This is a genomic window from Lacisediminihabitans changchengi (assembly GCF_016634425.1).
GTDB classification, from domain to species: domain Bacteria; phylum Actinomycetota; class Actinomycetes; order Actinomycetales; family Microbacteriaceae; genus Lacisediminihabitans; species Lacisediminihabitans changchengi.
In genome coordinates, this window is record NZ_JAEPES010000002.1 from 490,085 (window position 1) to 503,125 (window position 13,041).

A 13,041-nucleotide genomic window follows, 5' to 3' on the forward strand; every position below is an offset into this window, starting at 1 on the left:
CGAACTGAATATCGAAAGGCACCCGATGGAAATCGATCTGAGTGTGCTGCGCCTTCTTGAGCGTGAGCGCGAAATCCCCTTCGAAGAACTCGTGGTGATCATCGAGCAGGCCATCTTCACGGCCTACCTGAAGCACATCTCGACTTCGGAGCTCCCCGTCCCCGCCGAGGGACATGACGGTGTGGCCCCGGCCCGCGTCGAGCTGGACCGCAAGACCGGCGCCGTGCACATCTTCGTGCCGGAGCGCGACGACGATGGCAACATCATCGGCGAGGCCGAAGACATCCCCGAAGACTTTGGCCGCATCGGCGCCTTTGCCGCCAAGCAGGTCATCAACCAGCGTCTGCGCGACATCGGCGACGACAAGGTGCTCGGCGAGTTCAAGGGCCGTGAGGGCGACATCATCGCCGGCGTCATCCAGCAGGGTCCGAACCCGCGGATGATCCACGTCGACCTCGGCACCATCGAGGCGATCCTGCCGCCAGAGGAGCAGGTTCCGGGCGAGGACTACTCGCACGGCTCCCGCATCCGCGTCTACGTGACCAGCGTGAGTAAGGGCACCAAGGGTCCCCAGATCACGGTGTCGCGCACGCATCCGTCGCTCGTTCGCAAACTCTTCGCCCTGGAGGTGCCGGAGATCGCCAGCGGCGCGGTCGAGATCGTGTCGCTTGCGCGCGAGGCCGGCCACCGCACCAAGATCGCGGTCAAAGCGAACGAGCCCGGCGTGAACGCCAAGGGCGCATGCATCGGCGAACTCGGCCAGCGCGTTCGGGCCGTCACCGCCGAGCTCAACAACGAGAAGATCGACATCGTCGACTACAGCCCCGACCTCGCGACCTTCGTGGCCAACGCGCTGTCGCCGGCCAAGGTCAGCTCGTCGTACGTGATCGACGCTGCCACCAAGGCGGTGCGCGCGCTCGTTCCCGACTACCAGCTGTCGCTGGCGATCGGCAAGGAGGGCCAGAACGCCCGCCTCGCCGCCAAGCTCACCGGCGCTCGCATCGACATCCAGCCCGACTCGATCCTCGAGCAGGACTAGTTTTTCACTCCGCTTCGACGGTCGTCGGGTCACCCCGACGGCCCCGAGGTGGAGAGGGGATACAATGGAACCCGTACGAACCTGTCTCGGCTGCCGCACGCGCGACACCACATCCGCTCTTCTGCGGGTGGTTGCGCGAAACGGCGAGGTGATCGCGGACCAGTCCGCAGTCCTTCCCGGCCGAGGCGCGTGGGTGCACCCCACCATCGAATGCGTCACCATCGCGACGACTCGCAAGGCTTTCGGCCGTGCGTTTCGAACCGAGGGATCGATGGATGTCGACAGCCTCCTGCAGGCGATCGACACCAGCATCACCAGCACCTAAAGCAACGCAACGCACACCCACCACCAGTCGGAGCACTCCGCGGTGTTTACTTCGGGGCCAGCATCCAGCACGGATGCAGTGCTCCTCGATGAACAGGCTGACAGTGAACTAATGAGCAACGACTAATGAGCGGCTCGAAATGAGTCCCATCACCATCTGAGGCTGTCTCCGTCGGAGTCAGCCCGACTAAGGAGAACAGTGGCTAAACCACGCGTGCACGAGATCGCAGCAGAGCTCGGCATTGACAGTAAGAAAGCCCTTGAGAAGCTCAAGGAAATGGGCGAGTTCGTCAAAGGACCGTCCTCCAGTATCGAACCGCCGGTAGCCCGCAAGCTCCGCGCCGCGCTCGAGGCAGACGGCATCAAGGCGCCGGAAAAGGTCGCCGAGGCGCCGAAGGCAGCAGCAGCCCCGGCCGCGCCTGCTCCCGCTGCGCCTGCTCCCGCTGCCCCTGCTCCCGCCGCCCCGGCGCCCACCCCCGCACCGGTCGCTGAGGCACCCGCTGCGCCGGCTCCCGCTGCCGCCGCCGCCCCGGCTACGCCGACGACGCCCGCCGCCCCGGCTCCTGCCGCGGCATCCGGTGACACCCCGTCGGCCATCCCGCGTCCGGGAGCCCGCCCGGGCAACAACCCGTTCGCGAGCACCCAGGGAATGCAGCGCCCCGGTGCTCCGCGCCCCGGCAATAACCCATACGCGAGCACCCAGGGCATGAACACCCGCCCGGCTGCGTCGCCCACGGGCATCCCGCGTCCGTCTGCTCCTCGCCCCGGCGCCCCGCGCCCTGGTGGTCCCGGCCAGGGCCAGCGCCCCGGTGGCTTCGGCCAGCGTCCGGCCGGTGCCGGTGGTGGCTTCCGCCCCGGTGGCCCGCGTCCCGCGGGTGCCGGTGGTGGCTTCCGCCCCGGTGGTGCGCCTGCCGGTGCACCCGGCTCGAACTTCGGCCCGAACCGCCCCGCAGGCGGCGGCGGTCGTGGCCGTGGTCCCGGCGGTGGTACCGCTGGTGCCTTCGGTCGCGGTGGCGGAAAGAGCAAGGCCCGCAAGTCGAAGCGCACGAAGAGAGCAGAATTCGAACTGCGCGAGGCTCCGTCGCTCGGTGGCGTCAGCGTTCCCCGTGGTGACGGCTCGACCGTCGTGCGGATGCGTCGTGGCGCGTCGATCACGGACTTCGCCGACAAGATCGATACGAGCCCCGGCAACCTGGTGACCGTGCTGTTCCACCTGGGACAGATGGCCACCGCTACCGAGTCGCTCGACGAGGCGACCTTCGAGATCCTGGGAGCCGAGCTCGGCTTCAAGATCGAGATGGTGTCGCCGGAGGATGAGGACCGCGAGCTGCTCGCCGGATTCGACCTCGACCTCGACCAGGAGCTCGAAGACGAGACCGACGAAGACCTCGTCGCCCGTCCGCCCGTGGTCACCGTCATGGGTCACGTCGACCACGGTAAGACGCGCCTTCTCGACGCGATCCGTAACGCCAACGTCGTCGCCGGCGAGGCCGGTGGCATCACCCAGCACATCGGTGCATACCAGGTGCTCACCGAGCACGAGGGCATCGAGCGCGCCATCACCTTCATCGACACCCCGGGTCACGAGGCGTTCACCGCCATGCGTGCTCGTGGTGCGCAGGTCACCGACATTGCGATCCTCGTGGTCGCGGCGGATGACGGCATCATGCCGCAGACCGTCGAGGCCTTGAACCACGCCCAGGCGGCCAACGTGCCGATCGTGGTCGCGGTCAACAAGATCGACAAGGAGGGGGCTAACCCCGCCAAGGTGCGCCAGCAACTCACCGAGTTCGGTCTGGTCGCGGAAGAGTACGGCGGAGACACGATGTTCATCGACGTCTCGGCGCTCAACAAGATCGGTATCCCCGAGCTTCTGGATGCCGTGCTGCTGACCGCAGACGCCGGCCTGGACATGCGCGCCAACCCGAACAAGGATGCCCGCGGCGTCGCCATCGAGGCCAAGCTCGACAAGGGACGTGGTGCGGTCGCGACCGTGCTCATCCAGTCGGGAACCCTCGAGGTCGGCAACGCGATCGTCGCCGGTACCGCTTACGGCCGCGTTCGTGCGATGTTCGACGAGAACGGCACCGCCGTCACCCAGGCGACGCCCGCCCGTCCGGTCTCCGTGCTCGGACTCACCTCGGTGCCTCGCGCCGGTGACACCTTCCTGGTCACCGACGACGATCGCACTGCCCGCCAGATCGCCGAGAAGCGCGAGGCAGTGGAGCGCAACGCCCTGCTGGCCCGTAGCCGCAAGCGCATCAGCCTCGAGGACTTCACCAAGGCCCTCGAAGACGGCAAGGTCGAGTCGCTCAACCTCATCATCAAGGGTGACGTCTCCGGTGCCGTCGAGGCGCTCGAGGAGTCGCTGCTCAAGATCGAGGTCGACGAGAGCGTGCAGCTGCGCATCATCCACCGCGGTGTCGGTGCTGTCACGGAGAGCGACGTCAACCTCGCCACCGTCGACAACGCGATCATCATCGGGTTCAACGTGCGCCCCGACCCGAAGGCCCGCGAGCGTGCGGCCCGCGAGGGTGTCGACGTGCGTTTCTACTCGGTTATCTACTCGGCGCTCGAGGACGTGGAGAACGCCCTCAAGGGAATGCTCAAGCCCGAGTTCGAAGAGGTGCAGTCCGGTGTGGCCGAGATCCGCGAGATCTTCCGTTCTTCCAAGTTCGGAAACATCGCCGGTGTCATCGTGCGCAGCGGAACGATCACGAGGAACGCGAAGGCACGCGTCATCCGCGATGGCGTCGTCGTCGGCGACAGCCTCGCGATCGAGTCGCTCCGTCGTTTCAAGGACGATGTCACCGAGGTTCGTACGGACTTCGAGGCCGGTATCGGTCTCGGCAAGTTCAACGACATCCAGATCGGCGACGAGATCGAGACGATCGAGCTCAAGGAAAAGCCGCGCGTCTAGTCTGAATCCAGGCGCCCGAGGCCTGCCGGAAAGCATTCCTGCTTTCCGGCAGGCCTCGCCGCATCTTTTTGCATGAAGGAGTAACACCATGGCCGACCCCGCTCGCGCCGCCAAGATGGCGGACCGCATCAAGGTCATCGTCGCCAAAACCCTCGAACGCGGCCTCAAAGACCCGCGCCTCGGTTTCGTGACGATCACGGATGTCCGCGTCACCGGAGATCTTCAGCACGCGTCGATCTTCTACACGGTCTACGGCACCGACGAGGAGCGAGCGGACTCCGCCGCTGCCCTCAAATCGGCCACCGGGATGCTCCGCAGCGAGGTCGGTAAGAACATCACGGCGCGGCTCACCCCGTCGCTCGAGTTCATCGCCGATGCCGTGCCGGAGAACGCCCAGCACATCGAGGCTCTGCTTGCCGAGGCAGCGAGTCGTGACAGCGAGATCGAGGGACTGAAGAGCACCGCGACCTACGCCGGCGATGCCGACCCGTATGTCAAGCCGCGGATCCTCGATGAGGACGACGAGGACTAGCAGCTCCGCTGGTCGAGTAACGCCCGCGCGAGGTTACCTTCGTTGGTCGAGTAGCGCCCGAGCGCCGCGCGAGGACGCGTATCGAGGCCGTCCCGTAGTGAGCCTGACGTCATGCGCGCATACTGTGCGCATGACCTCCCGTCTCTCTCTCGCGTCGCGTAACTCCCTCCTTTCCATCGGGTCGACCGAGTCGGTTCTCTCGATCGGGTCGACGGGCTCGTTCCTCTCGATCGGATCTGTCGGGTCATTCGCGTCGATCGGCTCCGCCTTCTCGGCGGCGTCCGTGCTGTCTGCCTGGTCCTGGCTCTCTCGCGGGTCGGCTTTGTCGTCGCAGGCGCGCAATTCGGTCATGGCCAGCCGGGCGACGGCCGCCGTGCCCTGGCAGCGTGAACACGGGCTGCAACTGAAGAGCCGCGCCCTCCCTGTCGCGATCGTCGGTGTAACCGTGCTCGCTGGCCTGATCTGGTGGGCGGCGGGTCGGCGGCGGTAGTGGCACGCCCTGCAGCCAACAGGATGGGGTGCTCGGCATTGCCGAATCTGTCCTGTTGACGGACGATTCGGCGATTGCATCCTGTTGACGGATCACGTGTTATCGGAGCAGCGCTTGACGGAGCCGCGGCTATCGGAGCAGCGTTTATCGGAGCAGCGACCCTCGGGTCGAGCGCTATTTCAGCAGTCGCGACAGCACCCGATCGGCGAGAGGCTTGCCACCGGTCTGACAGGTGGCGCAGTATTCGAGCGTCGAGTCGGCGAACTTCACCTGCCGCACGACGTCGCCGCACACCGGGCAGGCCTCCCCGGCGCGTCCGTGCACGCGCAGGTTGCTCTTCTTCTCCCGCTTGAGATCTGCGGCGGCGAGCCCGTCGGCCCGGGCGACGGCGTCGGCGAGGGTGACCTGCATGGCGTCGTACAGGGCCGCCACCCGCTGGGGCGGCATCGACGCCGGGGCGAAGGGCGACATCCGTGCCACGTGCAGGATCTCGTCGGAGTAGGCGTTACCGATGCCGGCGATCACCGACTGATTGCGCAGCACCCCCTTGATCTGCGCGCGACCCTGAGCCGACAGGATGTCCGCAAAAGCCGCCTCGTCGAAGGTCGCCCCGAGCGGGTCCGGGCCGAGTCGCGCGATCCCGGGCACCTCTCGCGGGTCTCGCACCAGCCAGATCGCCAGGCTCTTCTTCGTCCCAGCCTCGGTGATGTCGAGACCGGCGCCGTCTGTCAGGGTCTCATCGCCCGCCATCACGAGCCGCGCAGCCATCGGTCCCTTGCCCGTGCCTCTGAGTGGTGCGGGCGGGCCGTCCCGCCAGCGCACCCAGCCCGCGCGGGCCAGGTGCAGAACCACGTGCGCGTCGCCCACGCTGAGGTCGAGGAACTTGCCGTGCCGGTCGACCGCCGTGATGGTCTCGCCGGCGAGGGCGGAGACCGGCGGGTCGAAGGTCTTCAGCGCGGCGAACGACACGATATCGAGCCGCGCGACCCGGTGTCCGACCAACCGCGCGCGGAGGTCGCTGGCCAGGGCGTGGACTTCTGGCAGTTCGGGCATGGCATCAGTGTCCGCTCGACGGCACCCATCCGATAGCCCCGAGCTGCGGAACACCTAGAGCTGCGGAACAACTAGAGCTGCGGAACAACTAGCGTGACGGAACAACGGGCGCGGCGGAACGACCGGTCTGTCTTGGCACGCCCCAACCGCCGCACTACGCTGTGGGCACCCGACGGAAGGACCTCGCCGATGTTCATCGGTCTGCGACCTCTCGAGCCTCGCGACGACGCTGCTGTGCTGCGCATCCTCGAGGCGCGACCACAGTACCTGACACTCACGGCCGGAGCAGCGACTCCAGCGGCCGACGTTCGCAATCGGTTCTATTCCGTCCCGGACGGGGCGACCGAGGGGCAGAAGCGTCTCTTCGTGATCGAGTCCGATCATGAGGTGGCCGGCGTTCTCGACGCGGTTCTGGACTACCCCGAGCTCGGCGCGGCATCGATCGGGATGTTCGCGATCGACCCCACCTCGTCGCTGCGGGGGCACGGGGTGCCCGTCGCCGCCCTCGTGGTTGAGCGCGCGGTGGCCGAGGGGATCACGACCGTGCACGCCGGATGTCCGAGCGGCTGGTTACCGGGGGAGCGGCTGCTGTGGACGCTCGGCTTTGCACCCGTGGAGGGCGAGGGGGAGCCGAGCAACCCGGTGCTTCGGCCGCATGCTGGCGGCACGGGCATCCGTCGCTGGGTGGGCGAACTGACGCATCGGGTCACCGTCTGACCGGGCGATACGGCTAACTCGGCAGCTCGTATCCGTCGTCGGGGGTGCCGACCGCCAGCCCGTCGGCGAGCAGCCCGAGCAGGGCGCGGGCACGCTGCACGTCGTCGGGCCAGACGGCGTCGATCTCGCGCTGGCTCACCGGCACGTCGGATGCCCGAAGCTCGGCGAGGATGAGGCCGCGCACCTGCCGGTCGGAGCCCTCGAATTTCTTCTGCTTTGCCGCGCGCGGGCCCTCATAGTCCGGATAGCCCTCCGCCCGCCAGCGGCAGCGATCGCGAATCGGGCAGTCGTCGCAGCGCGGCGCGCGGGCCGTGCAGACGATGGCGCCGAGTTCCATGACGGCGGCGTTGGTGACCCTGGCCTCCGCGTCGTCGAGCGGGAGGAGATCATCCATCGCCGCGAGGTCCCGCGTGGTCGACGGCGGTCCGGGCTCGGCCTGCCCATCGACCGCGCGGGCGAGTACCCGCCGCACGTTGATGTCGACCACCGGATGCCGCTGGCCGTGTGCGAAGACCGCGACGGCGCGAGCGGTGTAGTCCCCGATCCCCGGTAGGGCCAGCAGGTCGCGGAGGTCGGTCGGCACCACGTTTCCGTGCACTTCGGCGATGGCGACGGCGGCCGCGTGCAGGTTGAGCGCGCGTCGGGGGTAGCCGAGCCGATTCCAGGCCCGCACCGCCTCGCCCGCTGGCACGGCGGCGAGGTCAGCGGGGGTGGGCCAGCGCTCCAGCCATTCGGCCAGGCGCGGGATGACCCTGGCCACCGGAGTCTGCTGCAGCATCACCTCGCTCACCAGCACCCCCCACGCGCCAAAACCGGGCCGCCGCCAGGGCAGGTCGCGACCGGTTGCCCGGAACCACTCGTTCACGGTCAGAGCGAGGGACTCATCGGGCGCTGGCACCCGAACAACTCTACGATCAGCGTGCGGGGTTACGCTGAGGCCATGGCACGCTGGCAACCCGCAAAGAAAGACGTCCTCGACGCACTCGCCCAGGAGATCCTGCACAACTATTCTTCCGGCCGGGTGATCATCGCCCTTGACGGCGATGTCTCCTCGGGCGCGGCAGGGCTGGCGGATGACCTGGCCTCCACCTTCACCGACGGCGGTCGTAAGGTCTTCCGGGCCTCCCTCGCGAACTTCCATCGGTCCCGTGCCGAGCGCGGAACGGAGACCGCTGCCGCCTACTACGAGGGTGCATACGACTACTCGTTGTTCCGTCGGGTGCTTATCGACCCGTTCCGCTCGGCCGGAAGCACCGGATTCGTACTCTCGGGCTACGACGAGGCGCGCGATACCGCCGTGCAGCCCAAATGGCAGAGCGCGGGGCCAGATGCAACGCTCATCGTCGACGGGCAGTTTCTCAACCGTCCCGAGCTCGCCGGGCTGTGGAACTACTCGATCTGGGTGGTGGGGGGTGAGTCTGCGTCGTCGTCCATCGCATCAGAGGCCGACGAACTGTACCTGCGTCAGGCCGCCCCGCGGGCCAAGGCCACCGGGATCATGGACTACCGCGACCCCGAGCGGCCCCGCCGCCAGTTCGCCGACTCCTGCTGACCCGCGCCGCAGACTCGACGCCGGGTGCGGTAGTTAGCGACTGATAACATCAAGCGTGAGCCAGCCGTATGTCGTGCGCCCGTTCGACATCGGTAGCGGCATCCTGCTCGTCGACAAGCCAGGCGGCATCACCAGCCACGACGCGGTGGCCCGCACCCGCAAGGCCGCTGGCACCCGCAAGGTCGGGCATGCTGGCACCCTCGACCCCATGGCAACGGGACTGCTGGTGCTCGGCATCAACTCCTCAACCCGGCTGCTGACCTTCGTGGTCGGTCTCGACAAGGAGTACCTGGCCACCATTCGCCTCGGCTCGTCGACGACGACGGATGACGCGGAAGGGTCACCGATCGAGGTCGCGTCCCCGGCAGCGGTCGCCGCCATCTCGCCCGAGATCGTCGCCACCGCGCTCGCCGACTTCCGCGGAACGATCAGCCAGGTACCGAGCTCCGTGAGCGCGATCAAGGTCGACGGGCAGCGCGCGTACACTCTGGCCCGGGCGGGCGAGACGGTCGAGCTGAAGGCGCGAACCGTCACGATCTCCGCTCTCGACCTGCTTGACCTGCGGGCGGGCGATGGCTATCTGGATCTCGACGTGCGCGTCGAGTGCTCATCGGGCACCTACATCCGCGCCATCGCCCGCGACCTCGGCGCCGCGCTCGGTATCGGCGGCCACCTCACGGCACTCCGCCGCACCCGCATCGGGCCGTTCTCGGTCGAGGCGGCCGTGAGCCTTCCCGAGCGGGGGAGCGCAGAGGTTCTCGATGTCGCGGCCGCCCTGCTTGCGCCTGCCGAGGTCGCCTCCCTGCTCTACCCGACCTGGACTCCCACCGCCCAGCAGACCGTCGACCTCTCGCACGGCAAGCGGGTGCCGCTTCCTGACGGTCTGGGGGATGGCCCGATCGCTGCCGTGACCGGCGACGGTCGTCTGGCCGGCCTGGTGGAGCGACGGGGGAGCGATGCCAAGGTGATCGTCAACTTCCCGACCGATGAATACGTAGGCAACCAGGGGGACAGCGAATGATCGAGTGGTTCACCTGGCTGCAGGTCGGAGTCGCTGTGGTCGCCGGCCTCCTCTGCGTGGTGCTCGGCTTTGCGGGCAAGCGCCCGAACGACATCACCCTCGGCGCGGCCGTGCTGGTGGAGCTCCTGCTGATCGCGCAACTGGTGGTCGCGATCATCGCCCCGGAGGTCGGCAACCCGCCCACCGGCAATCTCGCCGAGTTCTACGTGTATCTGATCTCCGCGATCATCCTGGTACCGGCCGCCATCTTCTGGGCGCTGATCGAGCGCAATCGCTGGAGCACCGTCGTGCTCGGGGTCGCCTGCCTTGCCATTGCCGTGATGGTCTATCGGATGTTCCAGATCTGGAGCGTGCAGACGGCCTGACCTGGGCCGGATGCAGCCTGCCGGTGGCCTAATCTAGAGGGCGATGGTCAACAATACTCCGGCGGCGACCGCCTCCTCACCCACACCGTCGCGCACCCCCGGCATCGGGCGTGTGCTCGTCGTGATCTACGGCATCCTGGCGCTCGCCGCGGTGGGGCGCTCGGTGTTCCAGATCATCGACCGGTTCGGCGAGGCACCGGTCGCGTTCTCGCTTTCCGCGCTGTCGGGCCTGGTCTATGTCGTGGCGACCGTCGCGCTGGTCGCCCGCGGCGCGGTCTGGTACCGGGTCGCCCTGATCACCATCAGCTTCGAGCTGGCCGGGGTGATCATCGTCGGTACCATCACGACCTTCGCGCCCTGGCTGATCGGGCTGGCCGACAACGACCCGTTCGGTCGCACGTCCACGGTCTGGTCGTCGTACGGGCTCGGGTATCTGCTGATCCCGCTTGTTCTTCCCGTGCTCGGCCTGCTCTACCTGCGTCGCCGTCGTCCCGCGGCGGTCTGAGGTGCAGTTCTTCGATTCCCTCGCTGCGGTCCCCGCCGACTTCGGCCCGTCGGCGGTCACCATCGGCAAGTTCGACGGGGTGCACATCGGTCATCGCCGGGTGCTGGCCGCGCTGCGTGATATCGCCGCCGAGCAGGGGCTGGTGTCGACGGCCGTGACCTTCGATCGGCATCCGCTTGCCCTGCTCCGACCGGACAGGTGCCCGGAATCCGTTTCGAGTAACGAACAGAAGCGGGAGCTGCTCGAATCCACCGGGGTGGATGCGACCGTGGTCATCCCGTTCACCCGCGAGTTCAGCGAGCTGTCGCCGGTGGAGTTCGTGCAACGGGTGCTGATCGACGCCCTGCATGCGCAGGTGGTATTCGTGGGCGCCGACTTCCGCTTCGGCCATGGCGGCAGCGGGGATGTCGCCCTGCTCACCCAACTCGGCGCGGAGCGAGGCTTCGAGGTGCGGTCGATCGACCAGGTGCTGGCCAGTGCTCATCCGGTGTCGTCGACGCTCGTGCGCGGACTGCTTGCCGACGGACGGGTGCGTGAGGCGGGGGAACTCCTCGGACGACTGCCCGCCGTGCGTGCCGAGGTCGTGCACGGGGAGCATCGCGGCCGTGAGCTCGGGTATCCCACGGCGAACCTGTCGCCCGACCACGAAGGGTTGATCCCCGCAGACGGCGTCTACGCCGCGTACCTGGTGTTGGACGGGGTGCGGATGCCCTCCGCCGTCTCCATCGGCAACAACCCGACTTTCGACGGTGTGCCAGCCAAACAGGTGGAGGCACACGTGCTCGACGCCGACCTCGACCTGTACGGCGACATCGTCGAGCTGCAGTTCGTCGACTACGTGCGCGGAATGGTCAAGTTCGACGGCGTGGATGCGCTGATCGTGCAGATGCACGACGACGAGCGTCGCGTGCGCGACATCCTGGGCCTGCCCGCGGCGTAGCCCGGCTCGGCCCCGTGCGGTCGCGTCAGGCGACGACGGCGGAGCGGTGGATGAGGGCAGCCGCCCCGATCAGCGGACCGTCGCTCGAGAGCCCGGTCGGCACGATCTTCACCTTCGTCACGAACGAGAAGTTGCGGCGACGGGCGACCGCCGCGCGCATGTGGTCGAACAGGTCGGGGGTGACGTGCGAGAACCCGCCGCCGATAGCGACGATGTCGAGGTCGACCAGTGACGTCGCCGAGGCGATCACCTGGCCGATGGCACGCCCGGCGTGCTCGACCGCCGCGATGGCGACCGGGTCGCCCGCGCGGTATGCCGCACCGAGCTCCTCGCCGGTGCTGCCCTGGAAGCCGTGCTCCCGTGCCCAGCGCACGGTGTTCGGCCCAGAGGCCACGGCCTCGACGCATCCAGCGCCACCGCACGGGCACGGGTCTTCCATTCCGGCGACCTCGACGTGTCCGATGTGGCCCGCGTTTCCGGTCGGGCCCGAGACCGTGACACCGCCCAGGATGAGGCCGCCGCCGATGCCGGTCGAGACGATCATCCCCATCACGTTGTTGTAGCCCTTGCCCGCGCCGACCCAGTGCTCGGCGAGGGTGATGCAGATGCCGTCCATGCGCAGGGTCACCGGGGTGCCGTCCGGAACGGATGCCACGACCTGATCGCGCAGCGGATACTCGCGCCATACCGGCAGGTTCAACGGCGAGACCTTGCCCTCGGCCTCGTTGATCGGGCCAGCCGAACCGATGCCGACGCCGAGCAGTTGTGCATCGGCCGGGAGCGCGGCTAGCGCGAGCGCGAGAACCTCATCGACGGCGAGCGCCAACTCGTCCGAGCTCTTCTGCGGTCCGGTAGCCGCACGGAAGCGGCTGGGGGCGTATACGGCACCGGTGGGATCGACGAGAGCGGCCTCGACCTTCGTTCCGCCCAGGTCGATTGCGAGGGCATACTGCTGCCCCGTCGAAATCGTCATGTCATCAGCCTATGGGAATCCGGCCGAGCTACAGTTGCGCCATGACCCGACCCGAGCCCTCCGCGCCTGCCCTGCCCCGGGTCACGATCCGACGCGATCTCGACCTGCCGCCCGGTGTGGTCTGGCCTGCCCTGGTCGATCCAGAACTGCTCGCCGGCTGGTTGGCCGAGACGTCCATCGACGATGAGATGCAGGTCGTTCTGCGACGGCAGGACGGCACCGAGATCCGGGGGACCATCACCGAGTTCGTGGAGGCCGAGGTGCTCTGCGTGGACAGCGAGCGTGGTTCCGTCGCCCTTCGACTCAAGGAGCACAGCGGGGGACTGCGCGGCAGCTGGACGGCTCTGACGGTGGAGGCCGCCGCATCCGTCGCCTCGATCGAGACCTGGAACGACGCGCTCGAGCGTCTCGAGCAACTGCTGCACGGTCGGCCGAGCGACGGCCAGAGCGATGGGCAGAGCGTCGGCCGGAACGATGGGCCGAGCGCCCGCCAGAACAATGGGCCGAGCGACAGCTCCGAGGCCGCGACGAGGGCGAGCAACTGATGGTGATCGGTTTCGTGATCGGCGGCGCGATGATGCTCATCGGCCTGGTCGGTGGCATCTACGGG

15 protein-coding genes are annotated in these 13,041 nt (G+C 68.0%); 12 read left to right on the forward strand and 3 right to left on the reverse strand.

The window, feature by feature from the left end:
• Nucleotides 1–25 precede the first annotated feature (25 nt).
• The 5 genes from nusA to IV501_RS07820 all read left to right on the forward strand — a co-directional run bounded on the left by nusA (nt 26) and on the right by IV501_RS07820 (nt 5,305).
• Nucleotides 26–1,039, forward strand: coding sequence for a transcription termination factor NusA (gene nusA / locus IV501_RS07800; RefSeq protein WP_200555895.1), 1,014 nt, complete (start codon nt 26–28; stop codon nt 1,037–1,039).
• Nucleotides 1,040–1,103: 64 nt separating this feature from the next.
• Nucleotides 1,104–1,364 carry a YlxR family protein gene (locus IV501_RS07805; RefSeq protein WP_200555897.1) on the forward strand — a complete coding sequence of 87 codons (261 nt, stop codon included), beginning with the start codon at nt 1,104–1,106 and terminating at the stop codon, nt 1,362–1,364.
• Between the two features lie 198 nt (nt 1,365–1,562).
• Entirely contained in the window at nt 1,563–4,283 is a 2,721-nt protein-coding gene (gene infB, locus IV501_RS07810; protein WP_200555899.1) for a translation initiation factor IF-2, read from the forward strand.
• Between the two features lie 88 nt (nt 4,284–4,371).
• Nucleotides 4,372–4,815 (forward strand): 30S ribosome-binding factor RbfA, encoded by a 444-nt coding sequence (rbfA, locus tag IV501_RS07815; RefSeq protein WP_200555901.1) that lies wholly within the window; start codon nt 4,372–4,374, stop codon nt 4,813–4,815.
• Nucleotides 4,816–4,945: 130 nt separating this feature from the next.
• On the forward strand, nt 4,946–5,305 hold the full coding sequence (locus IV501_RS07820) for a hypothetical protein (RefSeq protein WP_200555903.1): 360 nt from the start codon (nt 4,946–4,948) through the stop codon (nt 5,303–5,305).
• 174 nt (nt 5,306–5,479) lie between these two features.
• Here IV501_RS07820 and IV501_RS07825 read toward each other — a convergent pair whose 3' ends face one another.
• Entirely contained in the window at nt 5,480–6,358 is an 879-nt protein-coding gene (locus tag IV501_RS07825; protein ID WP_200555905.1) for an Fpg/Nei family DNA glycosylase, read from the reverse strand.
• A gap of 189 nt (nt 6,359–6,547) precedes the next feature.
• Between IV501_RS07825 and IV501_RS07830 the strand changes: the two genes are divergently transcribed.
• A complete protein-coding gene (locus IV501_RS07830) occupies nt 6,548–7,075 on the forward strand; it encodes a GNAT family N-acetyltransferase (RefSeq protein ID WP_200555907.1) in 528 nt (175 codons plus the stop codon).
• A 13-nt stretch (nt 7,076–7,088) separates the two neighbouring features.
• Here the strand turns inward: IV501_RS07830 and IV501_RS07835 are convergent, their stop codons facing one another.
• Nucleotides 7,089–7,973, reverse strand: a complete 885-nt coding sequence (locus IV501_RS07835; protein ID WP_307812232.1) for an iron-sulfur binding domain-containing protein — start codon at nt 7,971–7,973, stop codon at nt 7,089–7,091.
• A gap of 42 nt (nt 7,974–8,015) precedes the next feature.
• On the opposite strand from IV501_RS07835, the gene IV501_RS16125 reads away from it, so the two are divergent.
• The 5 genes from IV501_RS16125 to IV501_RS07860 are packed head-to-tail and all read left to right on the forward strand — an operon-like array spanning nt 8,016 to nt 11,458.
• Nucleotides 8,016–8,627, forward strand: a complete 612-nt coding sequence (locus tag IV501_RS16125; protein WP_234698358.1) for a nucleoside/nucleotide kinase family protein — start codon at nt 8,016–8,018, stop codon at nt 8,625–8,627.
• A 55-nt stretch (nt 8,628–8,682) separates the two neighbouring features.
• Nucleotides 8,683–9,648: a tRNA pseudouridine(55) synthase TruB gene (gene truB / locus IV501_RS07845; protein ID WP_307812233.1), complete on the forward strand. Its 966-nt coding sequence runs from the start codon at nt 8,683–8,685 to the stop codon at nt 9,646–9,648.
• Nucleotides 9,645–10,013 carry a hypothetical protein gene (locus IV501_RS07850; protein ID WP_200555913.1) on the forward strand — a complete coding sequence of 123 codons (369 nt, stop codon included), beginning with the start codon at nt 9,645–9,647 and terminating at the stop codon, nt 10,011–10,013. Before truB ends, IV501_RS07850 begins: the two co-directional genes overlap by 4 nt.
• 43 nt (nt 10,014–10,056) lie before the next feature.
• Entirely contained in the window at nt 10,057–10,518 is a 462-nt protein-coding gene (locus IV501_RS07855; RefSeq protein ID WP_200555915.1) for a hypothetical protein, read from the forward strand.
• Nucleotide 10,519: 1 nt separating this feature from the next.
• The gene (locus IV501_RS07860) at nt 10,520–11,458 is read left to right on the forward strand and encodes a bifunctional riboflavin kinase/FAD synthetase (RefSeq protein ID WP_200555917.1); all 939 of its coding nucleotides are present in this window, start codon (nt 10,520–10,522) and stop codon (nt 11,456–11,458) included.
• A gap of 25 nt (nt 11,459–11,483) precedes the next feature.
• Here the strand turns inward: IV501_RS07860 and IV501_RS07865 are convergent, their stop codons facing one another.
• Nucleotides 11,484–12,431 (reverse strand): ROK family protein, encoded by a 948-nt coding sequence (locus IV501_RS07865; protein ID WP_200555918.1) that lies wholly within the window; start codon nt 12,429–12,431, stop codon nt 11,484–11,486.
• A 41-nt stretch (nt 12,432–12,472) separates the two neighbouring features.
• On the opposite strand from IV501_RS07865, the gene IV501_RS07870 reads away from it, so the two are divergent.
• Complete coding sequence (locus IV501_RS07870) at nt 12,473–12,976, forward strand: SRPBCC domain-containing protein (RefSeq protein WP_200555920.1); 504 nt, start codon at nt 12,473–12,475, stop codon at nt 12,974–12,976.
• The last annotated feature ends 65 nt before the right edge of the window (nt 12,977–13,041 follow it).

Bases quoted from the DNA above. Each gene is read 5' to 3' on its own strand.
- nusA (WP_200555895.1), top strand. From the start codon at position 26: ATGGAAATCGATCTGAGTGTGCTGCGCCTTCTTGAGCGTGAGCGCGAA.
- IV501_RS07805 (WP_200555897.1), top strand. From the start codon at position 1,104: ATGGAACCCGTACGAACCTGTCTCGGCTGCCGCACGCGCGACACCACA.
- rbfA (WP_200555901.1), top strand. From the start codon at position 4,372: ATGGCCGACCCCGCTCGCGCCGCCAAGATGGCGGACCGCATCAAGGTC.
- IV501_RS07820 (WP_200555903.1), top strand. From the start codon at position 4,946: ATGACCTCCCGTCTCTCTCTCGCGTCGCGTAACTCCCTCCTTTCCATC.
- IV501_RS07825 (WP_200555905.1), bottom strand. From the start codon at position 6,358: ATGCCCGAACTGCCAGAAGTCCACGCCCTGGCCAGCGACCTCCGCGCG.
- IV501_RS07830 (WP_200555907.1), top strand. From the start codon at position 6,548: ATGTTCATCGGTCTGCGACCTCTCGAGCCTCGCGACGACGCTGCTGTG.
- IV501_RS16125 (WP_234698358.1), top strand. From the start codon at position 8,016: ATGGCACGCTGGCAACCCGCAAAGAAAGACGTCCTCGACGCACTCGCC.
- IV501_RS07850 (WP_200555913.1), top strand. From the start codon at position 9,645: ATGATCGAGTGGTTCACCTGGCTGCAGGTCGGAGTCGCTGTGGTCGCC.
- IV501_RS07855 (WP_200555915.1), top strand. From the start codon at position 10,057: ATGGTCAACAATACTCCGGCGGCGACCGCCTCCTCACCCACACCGTCG.
- IV501_RS07865 (WP_200555918.1), bottom strand. From the start codon at position 12,431: ATGACGATTTCGACGGGGCAGCAGTATGCCCTCGCAATCGACCTGGGC.
- IV501_RS07870 (WP_200555920.1), top strand. From the start codon at position 12,473: ATGACCCGACCCGAGCCCTCCGCGCCTGCCCTGCCCCGGGTCACGATC.